General features: G+C 65.2%; 17 protein-coding genes. 6 read left to right on the plus strand and 11 right to left on the minus strand.

Translation table 11 applies throughout. From position 1 onward, the window contains the following. Window positions 1–24 precede the first annotated feature (24 nt). The 6 genes from rraA to MJ122_RS10060 all read left to right on the plus strand — a co-directional run bounded on the left by rraA (window position 25) and on the right by MJ122_RS10060 (window position 4,572). On the plus strand, window positions 25–513 hold the full coding sequence (rraA, locus tag MJ122_RS10035; RefSeq protein ID WP_088417476.1) for a ribonuclease E activity regulator RraA: 489 nt from the start codon (window positions 25–27) through the stop codon (window positions 511–513). Between the two features lie 99 nt (window positions 514–612). After that, on the plus strand, window positions 613–1,611 hold the full coding sequence (locus MJ122_RS10040) for a zinc transporter ZntB (protein WP_239744052.1): 999 nt from the start codon (window positions 613–615) through the stop codon (window positions 1,609–1,611). Between the two features lie 54 nt (window positions 1,612–1,665). After that, window positions 1,666–1,914, plus strand: a complete 249-nt coding sequence (locus tag MJ122_RS10045; protein ID WP_017516812.1) for a hypothetical protein — start codon at window positions 1,666–1,668, stop codon at window positions 1,912–1,914. 2 nt (window positions 1,915–1,916) lie between these two features. Next, window positions 1,917–2,741 (plus strand): mechanosensitive ion channel domain-containing protein, encoded by an 825-nt coding sequence (locus MJ122_RS10050; protein WP_017516811.1) that lies wholly within the window; start codon window positions 1,917–1,919, stop codon window positions 2,739–2,741. Window positions 2,742–2,814: 73 nt separating this feature from the next. Beyond that, complete coding sequence (gene sigX, locus MJ122_RS10055) at window positions 2,815–3,405, plus strand: RNA polymerase sigma factor SigX (RefSeq protein ID WP_026078770.1); 591 nt, start codon at window positions 2,815–2,817, stop codon at window positions 3,403–3,405. Window positions 3,406–3,513: 108 nt separating this feature from the next. Continuing rightward, window positions 3,514–4,572: an OmpA family protein gene (locus MJ122_RS10060; RefSeq protein ID WP_239744054.1), complete on the plus strand. Its 1,059-nt coding sequence runs from the start codon at window positions 3,514–3,516 to the stop codon at window positions 4,570–4,572. Between the two features lie 67 nt (window positions 4,573–4,639). Here the strand turns inward: MJ122_RS10060 and cobA are convergent, their stop codons facing one another. The 11 genes from cobA to acnB all read right to left on the minus strand — a co-directional run bounded on the left by cobA (window position 4,640) and on the right by acnB (window position 20,768). Beyond that, window positions 4,640–5,377, minus strand: a complete 738-nt coding sequence (cobA, locus tag MJ122_RS10065) for a uroporphyrinogen-III C-methyltransferase (protein ID WP_239744056.1) — start codon at window positions 5,375–5,377, stop codon at window positions 4,640–4,642. Window positions 5,378–5,413: 36 nt separating this feature from the next. Next, window positions 5,414–8,128: a nitrate reductase gene (locus MJ122_RS10070; RefSeq protein WP_239744057.1), complete on the minus strand. Its 2,715-nt coding sequence runs from the start codon at window positions 8,126–8,128 to the stop codon at window positions 5,414–5,416. 35 nt (window positions 8,129–8,163) lie between these two features. After that, the gene (nirD, locus tag MJ122_RS10075; protein WP_017516806.1) at window positions 8,164–8,493 is read right to left on the minus strand and encodes a nitrite reductase small subunit NirD; all 330 of its coding nucleotides are present in this window, start codon (window positions 8,491–8,493) and stop codon (window positions 8,164–8,166) included. Window positions 8,494–8,547: 54 nt separating this feature from the next. After that, window positions 8,548–10,998, minus strand: a complete 2,451-nt coding sequence (gene nirB, locus MJ122_RS10080) for a nitrite reductase large subunit NirB (RefSeq protein WP_239744059.1) — start codon at window positions 10,996–10,998, stop codon at window positions 8,548–8,550. A gap of 271 nt (window positions 10,999–11,269) precedes the next feature. Further along, window positions 11,270–12,940: a bifunctional protein-serine/threonine kinase/phosphatase gene (locus tag MJ122_RS10085; RefSeq protein WP_239744061.1), complete on the minus strand. Its 1,671-nt coding sequence runs from the start codon at window positions 12,938–12,940 to the stop codon at window positions 11,270–11,272. Between the two features lie 26 nt (window positions 12,941–12,966). Beyond that, window positions 12,967–14,178, minus strand: coding sequence for a nitrate/nitrite transporter (locus tag MJ122_RS10090; RefSeq protein WP_239744063.1), 1,212 nt, complete (start codon window positions 14,176–14,178; stop codon window positions 12,967–12,969). A gap of 313 nt (window positions 14,179–14,491) precedes the next feature. Then, window positions 14,492–14,920, minus strand: coding sequence for a thioesterase family protein (locus tag MJ122_RS10095; RefSeq protein ID WP_088417468.1), 429 nt, complete (start codon window positions 14,918–14,920; stop codon window positions 14,492–14,494). A gap of 110 nt (window positions 14,921–15,030) precedes the next feature. Then, window positions 15,031–15,723, minus strand: coding sequence for a polysaccharide lyase family 7 protein (locus MJ122_RS10100; RefSeq protein WP_239744065.1), 693 nt, complete (start codon window positions 15,721–15,723; stop codon window positions 15,031–15,033). A gap of 235 nt (window positions 15,724–15,958) precedes the next feature. After that, a complete protein-coding gene (locus MJ122_RS10105; protein WP_088417466.1) occupies window positions 15,959–16,537 on the minus strand; it encodes an ANTAR domain-containing protein in 579 nt (192 codons plus the stop codon). A 2-nt stretch (window positions 16,538–16,539) separates the two neighbouring features. Next, window positions 16,540–17,742, minus strand: a complete 1,203-nt coding sequence (locus MJ122_RS10110; RefSeq protein ID WP_239744067.1) for a CmpA/NrtA family ABC transporter substrate-binding protein — start codon at window positions 17,740–17,742, stop codon at window positions 16,540–16,542. A gap of 416 nt (window positions 17,743–18,158) precedes the next feature. Beyond that, on the minus strand, window positions 18,159–20,768 hold the full coding sequence (gene acnB / locus MJ122_RS10115) for a bifunctional aconitate hydratase 2/2-methylisocitrate dehydratase (RefSeq protein ID WP_088417465.1): 2,610 nt from the start codon (window positions 20,766–20,768) through the stop codon (window positions 18,159–18,161). Window positions 20,769–20,957 lie beyond the last annotated feature (189 nt).

Consider the following 20,957-nt stretch of genomic DNA (forward strand, 5'->3'; position numbering starts at 1 on the left):
GATTTCATCAAGAGGAGCTTCTCCATGCATTACGTCACCCCCGATCTGTGCGATGCCTACCCGGAGCTGGTCCAGGTCGTCGAGCCGATGTTCAGCAACTTCGGCGGACGGGACTCCTTCGGTGGCGAGATCGTCACCATCAAGTGCTTCGAAGACAACTCGCTGGTCAAGGAGCAGGTCGAGAAGGACGGCAAGGGCAAGGTGCTGGTGGTGGATGGTGGCGGCTCGCTGCGCCGCGCGCTGCTGGGCGACATGCTGGCCGAGAAGGCCGCCAAGAACGGTTGGGAAGGCATCGTGGTGTATGGCTGCATCCGCGACGTCGACGTCATTGCGCAGACCGACCTGGGCGTGCAGGCGTTGGCCAGCCACCCGATGAAGACCGACAAGCGCGGCATTGGCGACCTGAACGTGGCCGTGACCTTTGGCGGCATCACCTTCCGCCCGGGCGAGTTCGTCTATGCTGACAACAATGGCATCATCGTCTCACCTAAAGCATTGAAAATGCCGGAATAATTCGAACCTTACAGCAAAGGTCCGGGTCAATGCCGGAAGCGCAAGCTTCCGGCATTTTTCATGGCGTTTCGCGGTAACGATCCAAGCGAAGGAAAAGGCATGCAGCAGTACGAAAGCGGCACGGAGCGCGGACTGATCGACGGATTCGTGCTGGACGGCCACGGTGGCGGCCGGCGCATCAGTCGCAGCGAGTTGCCGTTGCTCGATCTCAAGCCGGAGGAAAGCCTGTGGGTGCACTGGGACCGCGGAGTGCCCGAGGCCCAGGCCTGGCTGCGTGAATCCAGCGGGCTGAACGGGTTCGCCTGCGACCTGCTGCTGGAAGAGGCGACCCGTCCGCGCCTCGTGGATCTGGGCGGCGAGCGCCTGCTGCTGTTCCTGCGCGGGGTCAACCTGAACCCGGGCGCTGTGCCGGAGGATATGGTCTCGTTGCGCGTCTACGCCGAGTCGCAGCGCGTCATTTCCCTGCGCCTGCGGCCGCTCAAGGCGGTGGCCGACCTGCGTGCCGACCTTGAGGCGGGGCGGGGGCCGAAAACCGCTTCGGAAGTGGTCCTGAGCCTCGCTCATTACCTTACCGATCGCGTTGATACCCTGATCGGCGGCCTTGCCGACCAGCTCGACGCCATGGAGGAGGCCATCGAGGAGGACGAGCGCAGCATTCCCGATCAGCACCAGCTGCGCACCCTGCGACGTCGTGCCGCAGGGCTGCGTCGTTACCTGGCGCCTCAGCGGGAAATCTACTCGCAGATGGTCAAGTTCAAGCTGTCCTGGACGGTCGCCGACGACGCAGACTATTGGAACGAGCTGTACAACCGTCTGACCCGCAACCTGGAGGAACTGGAACTGGTACGCGAGCGTATCAGCCTGATCCAGGAGGCCGAACATCGCCGAATTACCGAGCGGATGAACCGCACCATGTACCTGCTTGGTATCATTACCGGCTTTTTCCTGCCCATGAGTTTCGTGACCGGGCTCCTGGGCATCAACGTGGGCGGCATCCCCGGGGCCGAAGCACCCTACGGCTTCGCCGTGGCCTGCATGGTGATCCTCGGGATAGTGGCTTTCCAATGGTGGATCTTCCGCCGCATGCGTTGGCTGTAGGTGTGACTTTTAAGGTGGTGGGGGCGTCAAGCACCTCACACAGGCGAGGTGCGCATGCACGACCCATTTGAAGAATCCTTGCGCGATCTGCTGCGAATGCCCCCCGAACAGCCGGGAGACGATTCGCGGCTGGATCGCGTCCTGAAGACCGCCAACCGCCAGGTCGGCGCGGGCGATCTGTTCAGCCTGATGGGGCACTGGTTCCAGGCCCTTTCCATTGGTGTGAGCCGAGGCGCCGCGCACCTTGCACCCGTCTCGCGCCACGCGCAGAATTCCGCCCCTTCCGCTGATAAGGCCGATTGAACATGCAATTCGACATCTGGACGCAAAGCCTGCTGACCGCCATGAACACCCTGTGGGGCAAGCTGGCCGGGTTCATTCCGAACCTGCTCGCTGCTCTGGTGATCGTGCTGCTTGGCTTCGTCGTCGCCAAGCTGCTCGACGCGCTGCTCTCCAAGCTGCTCGCCAAGCTGGGGCTGGATCGCCTGATGGCGGGTACCGGCCTGACCAAGCTGCTGTCGCGCGCCGGTATCCAGGTGCCGGTCTCGACGCTGATCGGCAAGATCGTCTACTGGTTCGTGCTGCTGGTGTTCCTCGTATCTGCCGCGGAATCCCTTGGCCTGCAGCGCGTCTCGGCAACCCTGGACATGCTCGCGCTGTACCTGCCCAAGGTATTCGGCGCGGCGCTGGTGCTGATCGTCGGCATCCTGCTCGCCCAGCTGGCCAACAGCCTCGTTCGCGGCGCCGCCGACGGAGTCGGCCTGGAGTACTCCAACGGCCTGGGCCGTGTCGCCCAATGGCTGGTCATCATCATCAGCATCTCGGTGGCCATCGGCCAGCTCGAGGTGAAGACCGATCTGCTCAACTACATCATCGCCATCGTGCTGATCACCATCGGTCTGGCCGCTGCGCTGGCGCTGGGGCTGGGCAGTCGCGAAGTGGCGGGGCAGATCATTGCCGGTATTTACGTGCGGGAGCTGTATCAGGTCGGACAACAGGTGAAAGTGGCGGATGTCGAAGGCATCATCGAGGAAATTGGTACCATCAAGACTATCCTGCTGACAGACGAGGGTGAGCTGGTGTCGATCGCCAACCGCATCCTGCTCGATCAGCGTGTAACCAGTCGCTGAAGATGATGACCGATTGCCGGTACGGCTGCTGCAAGGCCGAGCCGGACGCTGACTTGACCTGGCCCGACCCGACTTGAACAAGCCGCAATCACTGCCTTTGCGCTATGACCCGCGCCAGCTTACCGACGAGGAGCTGGTGGAGCGTTCTCACGAGGAGCTTTACCACGTGACGCGGGCCTATGAAGAGCTGATGCGCCGCTACCAGCGCACGCTCTTCAACGTCTGTGCGCGCTATCTGGGCAACGACCGGGACGCCGATGATGTGTGTCAAGAGGTCATGCTCAAGGTGCTGTATGGTCTGAAGAACTTCGAGGGAAAGTCGAAGTTCAAGACCTGGCTGTACAGCATCACTTACAACGAGTGCATTACGCAGTATCGGAAGGAACGGCGTAAACGCAGATTGCTCGATGCGCTGAGTCTGGATCCAATCGAGGAAGCTTCTGAAGAGAAGGCTCCGAAAGTCGAAGAGCGAGGTGGACTAGACCGCTGGCTAGTTCATGTCAATCCCATTGATCGGGAAATCCTCGTGCTTCGCTTTGTTGCTGAACTCGAGTTCCAGGAGATCGCCGACATCATGCACATGGGGCTTAGCGCCACGAAAATGCGCTACAAACGTGCACTCGATCGAATGAGAGAAAAGTTTTCGAATGTGACGGAATCTTAGTCCGGGAAATATTGTCTCTCTGTTTGGCAAGTTCTGATAAACTTGCCACCCAAGTTGTACGGCCTCTGGTTAGACAACTTATTGACCACCAAGATGGGGATTTAACGGATGAAACTGAAGAACACCTTAGGCGTCGTAGTTGGCTCGCTGATCGCCACTGCCGCTGTCAATGCGTTCGCTCAAGGCCAGGGCGCCGTCGAAGTCGAAGCTTTCGGCAAGCGCTACTTCACCGACAGCACCCGCAACATGAAGAACGCCGATCTGTACGGCGGTTCGGTCGGCTACTTCCTGACCGACGACGTCGAGCTGGCTCTGTCCTACGGTGAATACCACGACGTACGTGGCACCTACGAGACCGGCAACAAGAAGGTCCATGGCAACCTGAGCACTCTGGATGCCATCTACCACTTCGGCACTCCGGGTGCTGGCAACCTGCGTCCGTACGTTTCCGCCGGCGTTGGCCACCAGAGCCTGACCAACATCAACTCCGACAACGATGGCCGTCAGAACCTGACCATGGCCATGATCGGTACCGGTCTGAAGTACTACTTCACCGAAAACTTCTATGCCAAAGCCAGCCTCGACGGCCAGTACGGCCTGGAGAAGCGTGACAACGGTCACCAGGGCGAGTGGATGGCTGGCCTGGGCGTTGGTATGAACTTCGGCGGCGGCGCCAAGCCGGCCCCGGCTCCTGAGCCGGTTGCTGAAGTCTGCTCCGACTCCGACAACGACGGCGTCTGCGACAACGTCGACAAGTGCCCGAACACCCCGGCCAACGTCACCGTTGACGCCAACGGCTGCCCGGCTGTTGCCGAAGTCGTTCGCGTTCAGCTGGACGTGAAGTTCGACTTCGACAAGTCCAAGGTTAAAGAGAACAGCTACGCTGACATCAAAAACCTGGCTGACTTCATGAAGCAGTACCCGTCCACCTCCACCACCGTTGAAGGCCACACCGACTCCGTCGGCACCGACGCCTACAACCAGAAGCTGTCCGAGCGTCGTGCCAACGCCGTTCGTGACGTACTGGTCAACGAGTACGGTGTTGAAGGCGGCCGCGTAAACGCTGTTGGTTACGGTGAGTCCCGTCCGGTTGCTGACAACGCAACCGCCGAAGGCCGCGCTGTTAACCGCCGCGTAGAAGCCGAAGTGGAAGCCCAGGCCAAGTAATTGGTCTGAGCTGACGAGAAAAACCCGGCCTAGGCCGGGTTTTTCTTTGCCTGCAGAAAAGTGAGTTTCAGGCGGTGCGGGCCAGGATTGCCTGCTGAGCGGCAGCCGCCACTTCGCCGATCACCAGGATTGCCGGGCTCTTCAGGGCGAAGCGCCGGGCGTCTTCCAGCAGGTTGCCCAGTTGGCTGCGGTATTCGCGTTGGGCAGGCAGGGAGGCGTTTTCGATCATCGCCACCGGAGTGCCGGCAGCCATACCTCCTTCGAGCAGGCCGTCGCGGATTTCCGCCAGTTTCGCCACACCCATGTACACCACCAGCGTCGTGCCGCCTTCGGCCAGGCCGCGCCAATTCAGCGGGCTGTCGTCCTGGGTGTGGGCGGTCACCAGGGTTACGCCCCGGCTGACGCCGCGCAGGGTCACGGATATGCCGCATTGAGTCGCTGCTGCCAGCCCGGCGGTGATACCGTTGACCAACTCGCACTCGATGCCACGTGCAATGAGCCAGTCGGCTTCTTCGCCGCCACGGCCGAAAATGCACGGGTCGCCGCCTTTCAGGCGTGCCACGTGGCGCCCCTGGCGGGCGTAGCGCAGCATCAGGCGGTGGATGAAATCCTGCGGTGTGGAGCGGCAGCCGCCGCGTTTGCCGACGGAGATCACCCGGGCTGAAGGACAGTGTTCCAGCACCGCCGGATTCACCAGGTCGTCGATCAGCACCACGTCGGCCTTGGCCATGGCGCGGACGGCCTTCAGCGTCAGCAGTTCCGGATCGCCGGGGCCGGCGCCGATCAGCCAGACTTTTCCACTCATGTCGTTCTCCTCAGGCTGCCGTCTTCGCGACTCGGGTCAGGCGGTAGCAGCCAGCGGCTTCCGGGCCAGCAGGCGCTTGATTTCCGGTACGCAGGAGCCGCACGCGGTCCCGCACTTGAGTTCGCATTTGAGGCCTTCCAGGTCCAGACCCTTGTCGATGCCGGTCTGGATGCGGCTCTGGCTGACGTTCAGGCAGTTGCACAGTGTCTTGTCCGCCACCGCGCCGGCCTTGCCGGGGGCGGTGCTCAGTGGTGCCAGCAGCCAGCGGCGCAGCTCCTGGTCGGCGCGGCCATCCTTCCACAATTCGCGCAGCCAGGCGCGGGCGGCGGTTTCGCCGGCCAGGCGCAACGAGACAATTCGAGACTGTTCGATACGCACGCGTTTGCCGACGGTGCGGCGCGGGTCGTCATAGGCCATGACCGGGCCATCGCCGAGGTCAAGCAGGGCGTCTATACGGGCCAGCCAGTCCGCACTGGGGGCCTCGTGGTGCGCTGCACGGATCACCAGCGCCGGGCGCTCGCGGCCGATGGGGCTGAAGCTGGCGTAGCGCAGGTCTTCGAAAAGCGGGCGCAAGGCGTCGAAGCGTTTCTGGACGTCGCCTTCCACCAGGGCGAAGAACTGCCAGGGCAGCTCGATGCGGCTGACTTCCACAGTGGCGTGTTTCAGCTCGGGCTGGCGGGACAGCGGGTCCACCGCCGGCAGGGTGAGCACATTGATGCCCAGACCCTTGAGGAAGCGGTCGCCCCAGTGCATTGGCAGGAAGGCCTGGCCGGGGCGCAGGTGCTCGTCGGCTTGCACCGGCAGCACCAGTTCTCCACGGCGGCTATGCAGGCGCACCAGTTGGCCGTCGCTGATACGCCGGCGGCGCAGTTCGTCCGGGTGCAGGCCGAGTACGGCCTCTTCCACGTGGCCGAACAATTGCGGTGCGGTACCGGTGCGGGTCATGCCGTGCCACTGATCGCGCAGGCGGCCCGTGTTGAGGATCAGCGGATAGCGCGCGTCGCGCTTTTCCTTTGGTGCGCGGTAGGGTTCGGCGATGAGCCGCGCGCGGCCGTTGGCGGTGGGAAACTGTCCGTCGCCATACAGGCGCTCGGTGCCCTGTGTTGCGCCGGCGCGGAAGGGCCATTGCTGCGGGCCGCGGGTATCCAGCAGCGTGTAGTCGATGCCGGAGAGATCAAGGTCGCGCTCACGGGTCAGCAGCTTGTATTCGTCGAACAGCGCGGACGGAGAGTCGAAGTCGAACAGGCTGCTTTCGCCGGGACGCAGGCGCCGCTCCAGGCGGCGGGCGAAATCGCAGACGATGCTCCAGTCCGCCCGCGCCTCGCCGATAGCGGGAATGGCCGGGCGCACATGGCTGATACGGCGTTCGGAGTTGGTCACCGTGCCTTCCTTCTCGCCCCAACTGGCGGCCGGCAGCAGCAGGTCCGCGTATTGGCAGGTTTCGCTGGTGGTGAAGGCTTCCTGGACGATGACGAAGGGGCAGGCGGCCAGGGCTTCGCGCACGCGGGTCTGGTCCGGCAGCGATTGCGCCGGGTTGGTGCAGGCAATCCACAGGGCCTTGATACGCCCGTCGCGTACCGCGTCGAAGAGCTCGATGGCGCTCAGGCCGGGGGCTTCCGGCAATTGCTCGACGCCCCAGTAAGCCGCCACTTCGGCACGGTGTTCGGCATTGGCAGCGTCGCGGTGGCCGGGCAGCAGGTTGGACAGGCTGCCGGTTTCACGGCCACCCATGGCATTGGGTTGGCCGGTGAGGGAGAAGGGGCCGGCGCCGGGGCGGCCGATCTGCCCGGTGGCCAGGTGCAGGTTGATCAGCGCGCTGTTCTTCGCGCTGCCGGCGGTGGACTGGTTGAGGCCCATGCACCAGAGCGAAAGGAAGCTGGGCGACTGGCCGATCCACTGGGCCGCGCGCTGCAGGTCGTCGACCGCGATGCCGCAGATGTCCGCCACGGCCAGCGGGCCATAGTCGCGCACCAGGGCCTTCAGTTCATCCAGGCCATCAGTGTGGGCGTCGAGGAAGGCGCGGTCGATCCAGCCTTCCCAGAGCAGGATGTGCAGGATGCCGTGGAACAACGCCACATCGGTGCCCGGCAGGATCGCGAGGTGCAGGTCGGCCGCCTCGGCGGTGTCGGTGACGCGCGGGTCGATGACGATCAGCTTCATCTCCGGGCGACGTACGCGGGCTTCTTCCAGGCGGCGGAACAGCACCGGGTGGGCGTAGGCCATGTTGCTGCCGGCAATCATCACGCAGTCGGCCAGCTCGATGTCCTCGTAGCTGCAGGGCGGTGCGTCGGCGCCCAGGCTGCGCTTGTAGCCGACCACCGCCGAGGACATGCACAGGCGTGAATTGCTGTCGATGTTGTTGGTGCCGACCAAAGCGCGGGCCAGCTTGTTGAAGGCGTAGTAGTCCTCGGTCAGCAACTGGCCTGAGACGTAGAAGGCCACGCTGTCCGGTCCGTACTCGCGAATGGTTTCGGCGAAGACGCCGGCGGCATGCTCCAGCGCGGTGTCCCAGTCGGCACGGGCGCGGGACAGGCTTTTACCCAGGCGCAGCTCCGGGAACTGCGCGCGGGCATCCGCATCACCGGTGAGGTGCAGGGTCGAGCCCTTGCTGCACAGGCGGCCGAAGTTGGCCGGATGCCGTGGGTCGCCCTGCACGCCCAGGATGCGCTCGTCGTCGTGCTCGATCAGTACACCGCAGCCCACGCCGCAGTAGCAGCAAGTGGATGCGGTAGTGCGACGGTTCTGGGTCATGGCGCAGCCTCGCTTGGGTCTCGGCAAAGTCAGGATCAGGCGCAGTGGGCAAGGTTGTCGCGCAGGGCCAGCAGTACGCGGCCCTTTTCGACCTTCGCCTCGTGGCGGTGGGCGCAGCCCTGGTCGGGGGCTACCGCCTCGCCGCTTTCCAGCTCGATCTGCCAGTTGTGCAGCGGGCAGGCCACGCGCTTGCCGTAGATCAGGCCCTGGGATAGCGGGCCGCCTTTGTGCGGGCAGCGGTCGTCAAGGGCGAAGACCTGGTCATCGGAGGTGCGGAAGATCGCAATGTCGCCCTTGGGGCCGGCGATGACGCGCGAGCCCAGCGGGTTGATGTCGTCCAGGGCGCAGATGTCTAACCAGTTCATGGGGTGTCTCCAGCAATCGGGTGGTAGGGGCCGCCGGCGGGGCCAGGCGAACACTCAGGCGGGCTCCAGCTGCTGGAGGGGAATCCGTTCGAATTCCTTCTTCAGCGGCTGCAGGGCGATGCGCTCCTGCCATGGGTCCTGCTCCAGCGACAGGGAGAACTGCAGGCGGGCGTTGAGCGCCTTGCGGTTGTCCGCGTCTTCCAGCACGGCCTTCCGGATGCGCTCCATCCCGACGCGCTGCAGGTAGTGCACGGTGCGTTCGAGGTAGAAGGCTTCCTCGCGGTAGAGCTGGAGGAAGGCGCCGCTGTACTCGCGGACTTCGTCGGAGGTCTTGAGCTTGACGAAGAACTCCGCCACCTCGGTCTTGATCCCGCCGTTGCCGCCGATGTACAGCTCCCAGCCAGAATCCACGCCGATGATGCCGATGTCCTTGATTCCCGCCTCGGCGCAGTTGCGCGGGCAGCCGGAGACCGCCAGCTTGACCTTGTGTGGCGACCACATGTTGAACAGGTCGTGCTCCAGGTCGATGCCCAGCTGGGTCGAGTTCTGCGTGCCGAAGCGGCAGAATTCGCTGCCCACGCAGGTCTTCACGGTGCGGATGGATTTGCCGTAGGCATGGCCGGAAGGCATGTCCAGTTCCTTCCAGATCGCCGGCAGGTCGTCCTTCCTGATCCCCAGCAGGTCGATGCGCTGGCCGCCGGTGACCTTGACCATGGGCACCTGGTACTTGTCCGCCACATCGGCAATGCGACGCAGCTCGGCTGCATTGGTGACGCCCCCCCACATGCGCGGGACCACCGAGTAGGTGCCGTCCTTCTGGATGTTGGCGTGGGCGCGTTCGTTGATCAGGCGCGACTGCGGATCGTCCTTGGCTTCGCCCGGCCAGGTGGAGATCAGGTAGTAGTTCAACGCCGGGCGACAGGTGGCGCAGCCGTCCGGGGTGCGCCAGTCCATGAAGCGCATGGCGCTGCTCAGGGTCACCAGGTGATGCTCACGGATCGCCTGGCGGACCTGGCCGTGGTTGAGGTCGCTGCAGCCGCAGATGGCCTTTTCGCTCTTGGGCTTCACATCTGCCGCGCCGCCCACGGTGCTGATCAGGATCTGCTCGACAAGACCGGCGCAGGAGCCGCAGGAGCTGGCGGCCTTGGTGTGCTTCTTCACCTCGTCGACGCTGAACAGGCCGTTCTCCTGGATCGCCTTGACGATGGTGCCCTTGCATACGCCATTGCAGCCGCAGACCTCGGCGGTGTCGGGCATGTTCGCCGCGCTGTTCTGGCCCTGGTGCCCGACGTCGCCAATGCTGCTTTCGCCGAACATCAGGTGGTCGCGAATCTGCGCGACGTTGTGGTTCTCGCGGATCTGCCGGAAGTACCAGCCGCCGTCGGCGGTATCGCCGTAGAGGCAGGCGCCGACCAGCACGTCGTCCTTGATTACCAGCTTCTTGTACACGCCGCCGATGGGGTCGGAGAGGGTGATGGTCTCGGTGCCTTCGCCGCCCATGAACTGGCCGGCGGAGAACAGGTCGATGCCGGTGACCTTGAGCTTGGTGGAGGTCACCGAGCCCTGGTAGCGTGCGAAGCCGAGCATGGCCAGGTGGTTGGCGCAGACCTTGGCCTGTTCGAACAGCGGCGCCACCAGGCCGTAGGCAATGCCGCGGTGGCTGGCGCATTCGCCCAGGGCGTAGATGCGTGGGTCATAGGTCTGCAGGGTGTCGTTGACCAGGATGCCGCGGTTGCAGGGCAGGCCGGTCTTCTCTGCCAGTTCTGTGTTGGGACGGATGCCGGCGGCCATCACCACCAGGTCGGCGGCGATCACTTCGCCGTCCTTGAAGCGGATGGCGCAGACACGGCCGTTGCCGTCGTCGATCAGCTCTTCGGTGTGGGTGTTCAGGCGGAAGTGGATGCCGCGCGATTCCAGCGCTTCCTGCAGCAGCTTGCCGGCAGTGCGGTCCAGCTGGCGTTCCAGCAGCCAGTCGGAGAGGTGCACCACGGTGACGTCCATGCCGCGCTGCTTGAGGCCGTTGGCCGCTTCCAGGCCGAGCAGGCCGCCGCCGATGACCGCCGCGTGGCTGTGGGTGGCGGCGGTGTCGATCATGGTCTGGGTGTCGGCGATGTCGCGATAGCCGATCACGCCCTGCAGGCGGCTGCCGGGCACTGGCAGGATGAAGGGATTGGAGCCGGTGGCGATCAGCAGGCGGTCATACTCGGCCTCGGTGCCGTCTTCGGCGTAGACCTTGCGACGATGTCGGTCGATGCGGTTGACCTTGCGGTTGAGCAGCAGGCGGATGCCGTTCTCGCTGTACCAGTTGAGGTCGTTGAGGACGATGTCCTCGAAGGCCTGCTCGCCGGCCAGCACGGGGGAGAGCAGGATGCGGTTGTAGTTGGGGTGCGGCTCGGCGCCGAACACGGTGATGTCGTAGAGGTCCGGTGCGATCTTCAGCAGTTCTTCCAGGGTGCGCACACCGGCCATGCCGTTGCCGATCAGGACGAGCTTGAGCTTTTTCATGTCGGGGCTCCGCGTCACGGATAAATCACGGAAAACAAAAAAGGCGTCCCGCCGGTTACCCAGCGAGGACGCCTTTGTCCAAGTCCCGATCGATCGGGAAGTGCGAGCCTCTTCGTTGAGGGACGCGCTTTTGTAGATTGTTGCAAGGTCACTGCAGGGGCTGTGCCAACTTGCTCGGGCCCCGATTTCCGGGGTTTTCAGTTCGCCTGTTGTACCGGCCGGCCATTTTGCTGCACCGCGGTGATGCGTTCTGAACCGAACTGGTGCGCCTTCAGCCTTTGTGCAACAGCCAGAGCAGCAGCCCCAGGTTGATCGCCAGCGAGGCCAGGGCGACGCCGCGCCAGACCCGCAGCGGCTCGCGCTCCAGCAGCGGGCGAGGACGCGCAGGGGCTTGCCGCTCGCCTTGTTCCAGGGCGAGCAGGCATTGCTCGGCGGTCTCGAAGCGCTGCTGCGGCTGGACGGCAGTCAGCTTCGCCAGCCAGTCGTCGAGCCAGGCCGGTACATCCGGACGGTAGCGGCTGGCCGGGGCCGGCGTGCCGAAGCGCGGATGCTGGAAGGCTTCGATCTCGCCGTAGGGGTAGTGCCCGCAGAGCAGGCGGTACAGCGTGACCCCGGCGGCGTAAAGGTCCTGGCGAGCGTCCGGCGCCGCGCCCTGGAAGGATTCCGGGGCGAGGTAGCTCGGGGTGCCGGGCAGGTCGTGCGGGTCTTCCTGCGATAACCCAGGGCAGTAGGCCAGGCCGAAGTCCAGCAGGCGCAGCTCGCCGTCGTCCGCCCAGTGCAGGTTCTCCGGCTTGATGTCGCGGTGCAGGATGTTGCGCCGATGCAGCTGGCCCAGGCCGCGCAGCAGGCGCTGGGCGAGGTCCAGCCAGTCGGGCAGGTTCAGCGGGCCGTTGAGTTTCAGGTGCTCGTCCAACGTCTGCCCCGGGTACGCGCGCATCACGTAGTACAGGTGCTGGCGCAGCGGCAGGCTGTGCAGCTCGGGAAAATAGCGGCCCTGCACCCGGCGCAGGAACCATTCTTCCAGCAGGAGCGCCTGGGCGGCTTGCGGAGAATCGCGCAGCGCCGGCGGCAGGGTCTTGAGCAACCAGGGGCGATGCTGTCGATCACGCACGCGGTAGATCAGCGATTGGCGGGATTGGGCCAGCTTGCCTTCGACCTGCCAGCCTTCGAACTCCTGTTCTTCCCGCAGCGCGGGCGGCGTGGGCCAGTGGTCGAGCTGGGCAAGGGCATCTCCAAGGCTCGCCGGCGGCAGTTCGCCCACCTGCAGGAGCAGGGCGCTGGCGTTGTCCTGGCTGCCGGCCAGGTGCGCGGCGCTGACCAATGCGTCGGCGCAGGCCTGCAGGGATTGGGCGTCCTCCAGCAGGCGCTGGATGGCGCTATCGCCCAGGGCGGCCCAGATGCCGTCGCTGACCAGCAGGAAGCATTGCCCCGCCTCCAGCTCACCGTCGCGGTAATCCACCACAAGGTGCTGATCCAGGCCCAGCGCGCGCTTGAGCACGTGCTGCATGCCGGGCTGCTCCCAGACGTGGTCCTGGGTCAGGCAGTCCAGCTGACCGGCACTCCAGCGGTACAGGCGACAATCGCCGACATGGGCCAGGGTGAAGCGCCGGCCCCGCAGGATCAGCGCGGTCAGGGTGGTGAGCAATGGCTGGCCGCCGCCGTTGGCTTGCAGCCAGCGGTTCTGCGAGATCAGCAGGCGGTCGAGGGCCTGGGCGACGGCCCAGGTCTCGGGGGTGGCGTAGTAGTCGGCGGCGAGCGCCTGCAAGGTCAGCCGCGCGGCCAGGCCGCCGTCGGCGCAGTGGCTGACGCCGTCGGCGATGGCGAACAGGTGACCCTTGCTGGCGGCCAGCCCTGCGGGAGGGGTGACCACCCGCAGGGCGTCCTGGTTCTCGTCGCGCGGACCCGTGGCGCTGGCCTGGGCGAAGGTGACCTGCAGGGTCATGGGCAACACCGGTAGGAGCGCATCGTTCAGACCCGTGCGGCTGTGACGGCTGCGCTGCCCCAGGTGGTGCGCCAGCGGGCTTTCACCGCGTGCAGGCCGAACCAGGCCAGTACACCGAGGCTGGCGAACAGCCAGAGGCCGATCTGGTAGTCACCGGTGGCCTGCTTGATCGCGCCCAGGCCCGCCGTCAGGCAGAAGCCGCCGATGCCGCCGGCCATGCCGATCAGGCCGGTCATCACGCCGATGGTCTGGCGGAAGCGCTGCGGCACCAGCTGGAACACCGCGCCGTTGCCCGCGCCGAGGCTGAGCATGGCAACCACGAAGAGGCTCAGCGCCGCCATCGCGCTGGGCAGGTGGAAGCCCACGGCGGCGATGCAGATCGATGCCACGGTGTACATCACCAGCAGGCTGCGGATGCCGCCAATGCGGTCGGCCAGGGCGCCGCCCAGCGGGCGCATGAGGCTGCCGGCGAAGACGCAGGCCGCGGTGTAGTAGCCGGACTTCACCGGATCGAGGCCGTACTGGTCGTGGAAGTAGCCAGGCAGGGTGCTGGCAAGGCCGAGGAAACCGCCAAAGGTCACGCTGTAGAAGAACATGAACCACCAGCTGTCACGGTCGCCCAGGGCCTTCAGGTAGTCCCCCAGGGATTTGGCCGGCGGTCGCTCCGGGGCATTGCGGGCGAGCAGGGTGAACACCACCAGGGTGGCCAGCAGCGGGATCAGCGCGAAGCCGAACACGTTCTGCCAGCCGAACGCGGCGGCGATGGCCGGTGCGAACAGCGCGGTGAGCACGGTGCCGGAGTTGCCCGCGCCGGCGATGCCCATGGCCTTGCCCTGGTGCTGCGGCGGGTACCACTGCGAGGCCAGCGGCAAAGCCACGGCGAACGAGGCGCCGGCCATGCCCAGCAGCACGCCGAGGATCATTGCCTGCTCCAGGCTGTGGATGCCCAGTTGCCAGGCACCGAACAGTGCGCCGATGACGATGACCTGGCCGAGGATGCCGGCCGCCTTGGGCGACCAGCGATCAGCCAGCAGGCCCATGAGGAAGCGCAGGATGGCGCCGGAGAGGATCGGCGTTGCGACCATCAGCGCGCGCTGCTGGGTGGTCAGTTGCAGGTCGGTGGCGATCTGCACCGCCAACGGGCCGAGGACGTACCAGACCATGAAGCTCAGGTCGAAATACAGGAAGGCGGCAAACAGGGTCGGCGCATGGCCGGCTTTCCAGAAACTCGTGTTCATCGAACACCTCATCATCGACGGTAGAGGAGCCCGGTCGCGCGCCACATGGCAGCCGCCGGGTTCGAGAAGGTCCTGAGCCCCTGCGCCGGGGCAAACGAAAAAGGCGTCGCTCCACCCACCGCACTGCGCGGGTGTGGATGCGACGCCTTTGTCGAAGTCGGGTAATCGCCGTTGACTACCATCGCCTTGTGTAGAGCAAGGCGCGGGCCAGGATGAAAAATCCCGGTCAGATCAAGGGGATGAGGAAGGAGTGCGGGGCACCGGTGGTCCATCGAAGGGCGCGCCGTGTTGCGGCGTGCCCCGTACTGGAGCGTCAGGCGACCCAGTTGACGTTGGGGAAGGTGTCGCGGAACGCCTCGGGGATCGGCACGACCTTGCCGGCCTCGTAGTCGAAGAACACGAAGCCGGACTTCGCCATGGCCACCAGGGTGTCGTCGGCTGGGCGGGTGATGCGGAAGATGATGTCGCCGCCGTACTTGTTGAAGTCCATCACGCCGACTTCGAACAGCAGCTGGTCGCGGGCGTGGGCCTCCGCGCGGTAGGTGGTGGCGAGGTCGGTGACGATGATGCCGGTCTCGCGGATGCCATAGTCGAACAGGAAGCGTGCGCGGGCTTCGGAGATCATCGAGATCATCGAGTCGTTGCCCAGGTGGTTAGCGCCGTTGATGTCGGTGACGCGGACGGTGAGCTTGGTTTCGTAGATGAACAGTTCTTCGGGAAATTCCAGTTTCAGGCGGGCCATGGGCGATCTCGACGAAATGCGGCGGGCAGTGCGAGGGTTGTTGCGGGCGTGCCGTGCATTCTACGCGCAGTTCGCCCGCCCAGCGCCTCATCAGGCCAGTGAATGACGAGTCAGCGGTGCGCCGAGTTCAGGTGGAACACGGTAATCCGCCCGCCCTCGCTGCTGTCGCCATAGTTGTCGTTGATGTAGGCGCCGGCCTTGAAGTAGAGCAGTTGCCTGGACCAGGCGGTGCTGAGGATCTTGCGGTAGTAGTTGGCGCGGCCGTCGGAGGTCTCCACGCGGATCGCCAGGTTGCCCACCGAGGTGACGCGCAGGCTGTAGTTGAAGGCCTGGTCCAGGGCGACGTTGTCGATCAGCGGGATGTTGATGCTGGCGCTGTCGTCGGGGTGGTTGCGTACCAGGGCTTCCAGGCGCCCGCTTTCCAGGGTGGGCAGGTAGTGGTATTGCAGCTTGACCAACGGTTCGCCATCGCCGGTGTAGGGCGAGCGGCTGTGGATCTGGCCGATGATGATCTTGTTCTTCGAGGGGACCTGCTGGACGCTCATGGTCACGCGCAGCTCGTTGTCGCCCTGGTTGTAGTACCAGTTGGAAACTTCGCCGGCAGTGGTGGTCTCGCGCAGTTCGCTGCGCGGGTAGACGCTATCGGAAGTGTGCGAACCGGTAACCGGCACCCAGAAGATCACCTGGCTGCCGTCGCGCTGGAAATATTGGCTCTGGTAGCCCCTGGCGATCTGCTCGGTGCTGACTTCGGTGGGGCTGGGGTCGGTGGGGACGCTGAGGTTCCAGGTGCTGAGGTCGATCATGGGCTTGCCCTTGCTGGGCCGCACTGGCGGCGAGGTCGGGTGGCGCCGAGGTGCCTAGCCGGCGGCGGCCACTGCGATACGCCATCGAACCCTGCCGATGGCGCTCCGGGGCCCGGCCAGTTGGCCGGGCGGCCGCAGCATAGGGCGTTGCCAGCGAAGCGGGGGCCAGCTGAGTGGCTGGCGAAATGATCGCGCCGTGCCGCCGCTGGCAGATGGCCGGACCTCGCTCGCAATCTCAGTGGCCGAGCATCTCGTGCATCGCAATGATCTGTTCCGCCACCTGCGCCAGCTTCTGCTGGCGGCCCATGGCCTGGCGGCGCATCAGGGTGTAGGCCTCTTCCTCTGCACAACCCTTCATCTTCATCAACAATCCCTTGGCCAGCTCGATGCGCTTGCGCTCGGCCAGTTGCTGCTCGCGGGCCTGCAGCTGGGCGCGCAGGGCCTGGTCGCTCTCGAAGCGGGCCATGGCGACATCGAGGATCGGCTGCAGCCGCTGCGCCTGGATGCCCTCGACGATGTAGGCGCTGACACCGGAGCGGATGGCCTGACGCATCACCTGCGGGTCGTGTTCGTCGGTGAACATGACGATGGGGCGCGGCTGGTCGCGGCTGACCAGCACCACCTGTTCCATTACGTCGCGGCCGGGGGACTCGGTGTCGATGAGGATCACGTCCGGGTGCAAGGCTTCCACCCGTTGCGCGAGGTCGACCGTGAGGCCGGATTCGTCGATGACCTCGAAACCGCACTCCACCAAGGCAGCCTTGAGGCGCCCGACCTTTTTCGGGGTGTCGTTGATCAGCAGGACGCGCAGCATGCTCAACCTCGCTCCGCCAGGGCATTCAGCTCAAAGCTGCGCGCATAGCCGGCCGGGTCGCTGCCGTCCCAGGGGCGGCCGTCGATCAGGGTCGAGCGGCGCATCTCGACGTTCGGCACTCTGACGCCCACGGCGCTGGCGGCTTCGCGGTAAAGGTCGAGTTGCTGGACCTGGCGCGCAATGCCGAGGTAGTCGACGTCTTCGCGCAGCAGGCCCCAACGCCGAAACTGGGTCATGAACCACAGGCCGTCGGAAAGCCACGGGTAGGTGGCCTGTCCTCCATCGAAGAAGCGCAGCGGGTGCGCGTCCTGCCAGGCGTGGCCGAGACCATCCTGGTAGCGGCCGAGCAGGCGCGGCTCGATGCTGGCGAGCGGGGCGTCGATGTAGTCTGCGCTGCTGATCAGTTGGGCGGCGCTGCTCAGGTTGTCCGCGCTGGCCTCGATGAAACGGCTGGCGTCGAGCAGGCTCATGACCAGTGCGCGGGCGGTGTTGGGGTATTGCTCGACGAAGGCGCGGGTGCTGCCCAATACCTTTTCCGGGTGATCCGGCCAGATCTGCTGGCTGGTGGCAAGGGTGAAGCCCATGCCTTCGTCCACGGCCAGCGCGCCCCAGGGGCCGCCGGCGCAGAAGCCGTCGATGCGTCCAGCCCTCAGATGCTCGACCATCTTCGCCGGCGGCACCACCAGGCTGCGCACATCCTGGAGTGGATCGATGCCATGGGCCGCCAGCCAGTAATAGAGCCACATCGCATGGGTGCCTGTGGGGAAGGTGTGCGCGAGGGTGAGTTGTGCACCGTTCTGGCGCACATGGCGTTGCAGTGCTTCAGCGGAGGTCACGCCGTCGCGCATCAAAGGGGCGGAAAGGTTGATCGACTGGCCGTTCTGGCACAGGCCCATGAGCACTGCCATGTCGGTGGACGGCGCACCGCCCAGGCCCAATTGCAGGTCGTAGATCAGCCCGTAGAGGCTTTGCGCGGCATCCAGCTCGCCGCTGAGCAGCCGGTCTCGCAGCCCGGCCCAGGAGTTCTGCCGCCGCAGGTTGAGCGTCAGGCCGTAGGGCTGGCCGAAACCCTGGGTCGCGGCCACCACCAGCGAGGCGGAGTCGGTGAGGGCCATGAAGCCCAGGTTGAGCGCGGTCTTTTCCGGGGCGTCGGAGCCGGCCACCCAGGCCAGGCTGTGCGGCAGTGGGCTGGTACTGTCGATCATCTCCACCTCTGAGCGCATTCGCGATGCACTTTCCAATGCAAAAAAATGGCGCCGCACCACCTGCCGCCGAAGGGAGGTAGCCGCGACGCCATTGTCGATGGTTGGTTGTCGGGGGCGATCCGCCGTTGGACCGCAAGCCTCAGGAGTCGAGCAAGGGCTGTGCCAGGGCGGGAAAAAAGAAGCCCCGCCATACAGGCGGGGCGCAGAGGAAGGGAGCGCACCTCTGGAGGGTTCCACAAGGGCACCTGGGCACGGATATCGGCAGGAGCCTGATGTCCACCTTAGTCCCGGTGGGCTGTGGTGCAACCGGTCAATAAGTATTAGGCCCATCGTGAGGGGAGGGTGGGAGCGCTCTATTTCGGGCCTGGAAAAGAAAAGCCCCGCACGGGGCGGGGCTTTTCATCGCGCTAGGAGTCTCAGACCTGAACGGCCGGGATCTTCGCGTTGGCTGCAGCTTCGCGGAACTCGGCGATCTGGTCGAAGCTCAGGTAGCGGTAGATATCGGCAGACATGCTGTCGATGTCCTTCGCGTAGGCCATGTACTCCTCGACGGTCGGCAGCTTGCCGATGATCGAAGCGACAGCGGCCAGCTCGGCGGATGCCAGGAACACGTCGGTGGCGTCGCCCAGACGGTTCGGGAAGTTACGGGTCGAAGTGGAGACCACGGTCGAACCGGTCTGTACGCGAGCCTGGTTACCCATGCACAGCGAGCAGCCCGGCATTTCCATGCGCGCGCCAGCCTTGCCGTAGATGCCGTAGTAGCCTTCCTCGGTCAGCTGGTGGGCGTCCATCTTGGTCGGCGGAGCCAGCCACAGACGGGTCGGAATGCCACCCTTGACCTTGTCCAGCAGTTTGCCGGCGGCGCGGAAGTGGCCGATGTTGGTCATGCAGGAACCGATGAAGACTTCATCGATCTTGCGGCCTTCGACGCTGGACAGCAGGCGAGCGTCGTCCGGGTCGTTCGGAGCGCAAAGTACGGGCTCCTTGACGTCGGCCAGGTCGATCTCGATGACCGCGGCGTACTCGGCGTCCTTGTCGGCTTCCAGCAGTTGCGGGTTGGCCAGCCAGGCTTCCATCGCTTGCGCGCGGCGCTCCAGGGTGCGGGCGTCGCCGTAGCCTTCGCCGATCATCCAGCGCAGCAGGGTGATGTTGGACTTCAGGTACTCGGCGATGGCCTCTTCCGGCAGCTTGATGGTGCAACCGGCAGCCGAACGCTCGGCGGAGGCGTCGGACAGCTCGAAGGCTTGCTCGACGGTCAGGTCGTTCAGACCTTCGATCTCGAGGATGCGGCCGGAGAAGATGTTCTTCTTGCCCTTCTTCTCGACGGTCAGCAGACCCGCCTGGATGGCGTAGTAGGGGATCGCATGGACCAGGTCACGCAGGGTGATGCCCGGTTGCAGCTTGCCCTTGAAGCGCACCAGAACCGATTCCGGCATGTCCAGCGGCATGACGCCGGTGGCAGCGGCGAAGGCGACCAGGCCGGAGCCGGCCGGGAAGCTGATGCCGATCGGGAAGCGGGTGTGCGAGTCGCCGCCGGTACCGACGGTGTCAGGCAGCAGCATGCGGTTCAGCCAGCTGTGGATGATGCCGTCGCCCGGACGCAGGGAGACACCGCCGCGGGTCATGATGAAGTCCGGCAGGGTGTGGTGGGTCTTGACGTCGATCGGCTTCGGATAGGCGGCGGTGTGGCAGAAGGACTGCATCACCAGGTCGGCGGAGAAGCCCAGGCAAGCCAGGTCTTTCAGCTCGTCGCGGGTCATCGGGCCGGTGGTGTCCTGGGAACCGACGGTGGTCATCTTCGGTTCGCAGTAGGTGCCCGGACGTACGCCCTGGCCTTCGGCCAGACCGCAGGCGCGGCCAACCATCTTCTGCGCGAGGGTGAAGCCCTTGCCGCTGTCGGCCGGCGCTTCCGGCTTCTTGAACAGGTCGGACGGAGCCAGACCCAGCTCGGCGCGGGCCTTTTCGGTCAGGCCACGGCCAACGATCAGCGGGATACGGCCACCGGCGCGGACTTCGTCCAGCAGGACCGGGGTCTTCAGCTCGAAGGTGGTGACCAGTTCGCCGCTGTCATGGCGCACGACCTTGCCTTCGTAGGGGTACACGTCGATGACGTCGCCCATGGCCAGGTTGGTGCAGTCGAACTCGATCGGCAGGGCGCCGGCGTCTTCCATGGTGTTGTAGAAGATCGGGGCGATCTTGGTGCCGAAGCAGAAGCCGCCAGCGCGCTTGTTCGGTACGTAGGGGATGTCGTCGCCGAAGAACCACAGCACCGAGTTGGTGGCGGATTTACGGGACGAACCGGTGCCGACCACGTCGCCGACGTAGGCAACCGGGAAGCCCTTGGCCTTGACTGCTTCGATCTGTTTCAGCGGACCGACGGAGCCCGGCTGAACCGGCTCGATGCCGTCGCGAGCCATCTTCAGCATGGCCAGGGCGTGCAGCGGGATGTCAGGACGCGACCAAGCGTCCGGAGCGGGGGACAGGTCGTCGGTGTTGGTTTCGCCGGGGACCTTGAACACGGTCAGGGTCAGCTTCTCGGCGACGGCCGGACGGGCCTTGAACCACTCGCCTTCGGCCCAGGATTGCAGCACGGCCTTGGCGGCGGCGTTGCCTTTCTTGGCGCGCTCGGCGACGTCGTGGAAGGCGTCGAACATCAGCAGGGTGTGCTTGAGTTGCTCGGCGGCGACTTCGGCCAGCTCGGCGTTGTCCAGCAGTTCGACCATGGTGGCGATGTTGTAACCGCCTTGCATGGTACCCAGCAGCTCGAGGGCGCGGGTCTTGGAGAGCAGCGGGGAGGTGGCTTCACCCTTGGCAACGGCGGACAGGAAACCGGCCTTGACGTACGCAGCTTCGTCCACGCCCGGCGGTACGCGGTTGGTGATCAGGTCGAGGAGAAATTCTTCTTCGCCGGCCGGCGGGTTCTTCAGGAGTTCGACCAGACCAGCGGTCTGTTCGGCGTTCAGCGGCTGGGGCACGACGCCCTGGGCGGCACGCTCTTCTACGTGTTTGCGATAGGCTTCAAGCACAGTATTTCCCTCATCAGTGGTCCCGGAGGACGCGTATCCAGGAGACCCTTCCGATCCATTCGTCAGGCATGGTGGACGGTAATCCACTGACCTACGACGGCACCGGCGATCTCCGGGCAGAAGCTGTTTTCAAAGTTTTACGCCGGGGTGGCCAGGGACTGATGGGGCTGGACGCTTGAGGGGAGCGCC

It is taken from the genome of Pseudomonas sp. DP-17 (assembly GCF_022380625.1).
GTDB lineage: Bacteria > Pseudomonadota > Gammaproteobacteria > Pseudomonadales > Pseudomonadaceae > Pseudomonas > Pseudomonas nitroreducens_A.

Excerpts from the sequence above, each read along its gene's own strand:
- MJ122_RS10105 (WP_088417466.1), bottom strand. The coding sequence starts at position 16,537 with ATGCTGCGCGTCCTGCTGATCAACGACACCCCGAAAAAGGTCGGGCGC.
- MJ122_RS10070 (WP_239744057.1), bottom strand. The coding sequence starts at position 8,128 with ATGACCCAGAACCGTCGCACTACCGCATCCACTTGCTGCTACTGCGGC.
- MJ122_RS10110 (WP_239744067.1), bottom strand. The coding sequence starts at position 17,742 with ATGATCGACAGTACCAGCCCACTGCCGCACAGCCTGGCCTGGGTGGCC.
- cobA (WP_239744056.1), bottom strand. The coding sequence starts at position 5,377 with ATGAGTGGAAAAGTCTGGCTGATCGGCGCCGGCCCCGGCGATCCGGAA.
- rraA (WP_088417476.1), top strand. The coding sequence starts at position 25 with ATGCATTACGTCACCCCCGATCTGTGCGATGCCTACCCGGAGCTGGTC.
- MJ122_RS10050 (WP_017516811.1), top strand. The coding sequence starts at position 1,917 with ATGCAATTCGACATCTGGACGCAAAGCCTGCTGACCGCCATGAACACC.
- MJ122_RS10040 (WP_239744052.1), top strand. The coding sequence starts at position 613 with ATGCAGCAGTACGAAAGCGGCACGGAGCGCGGACTGATCGACGGATTC.
- nirB (WP_239744059.1), bottom strand. The coding sequence starts at position 10,998 with ATGAAAAAGCTCAAGCTCGTCCTGATCGGCAACGGCATGGCCGGTGTG.
- MJ122_RS10100 (WP_239744065.1), bottom strand. The coding sequence starts at position 15,723 with ATGATCGACCTCAGCACCTGGAACCTCAGCGTCCCCACCGACCCCAGC.
- nirD (WP_017516806.1), bottom strand. The coding sequence starts at position 8,493 with ATGAACTGGTTAGACATCTGCGCCCTGGACGACATCAACCCGCTGGGC.
- MJ122_RS10060 (WP_239744054.1), top strand. The coding sequence starts at position 3,514 with ATGAAACTGAAGAACACCTTAGGCGTCGTAGTTGGCTCGCTGATCGCC.
- MJ122_RS10090 (WP_239744063.1), bottom strand. The coding sequence starts at position 14,178 with ATGAACACGAGTTTCTGGAAAGCCGGCCATGCGCCGACCCTGTTTGCC.
- MJ122_RS10095 (WP_088417468.1), bottom strand. The coding sequence starts at position 14,920 with ATGGCCCGCCTGAAACTGGAATTTCCCGAAGAACTGTTCATCTACGAA.
- MJ122_RS10045 (WP_017516812.1), top strand. The coding sequence starts at position 1,666 with ATGCACGACCCATTTGAAGAATCCTTGCGCGATCTGCTGCGAATGCCC.
- MJ122_RS10085 (WP_239744061.1), bottom strand. The coding sequence starts at position 12,940 with ATGACCCTGCAGGTCACCTTCGCCCAGGCCAGCGCCACGGGTCCGCGC.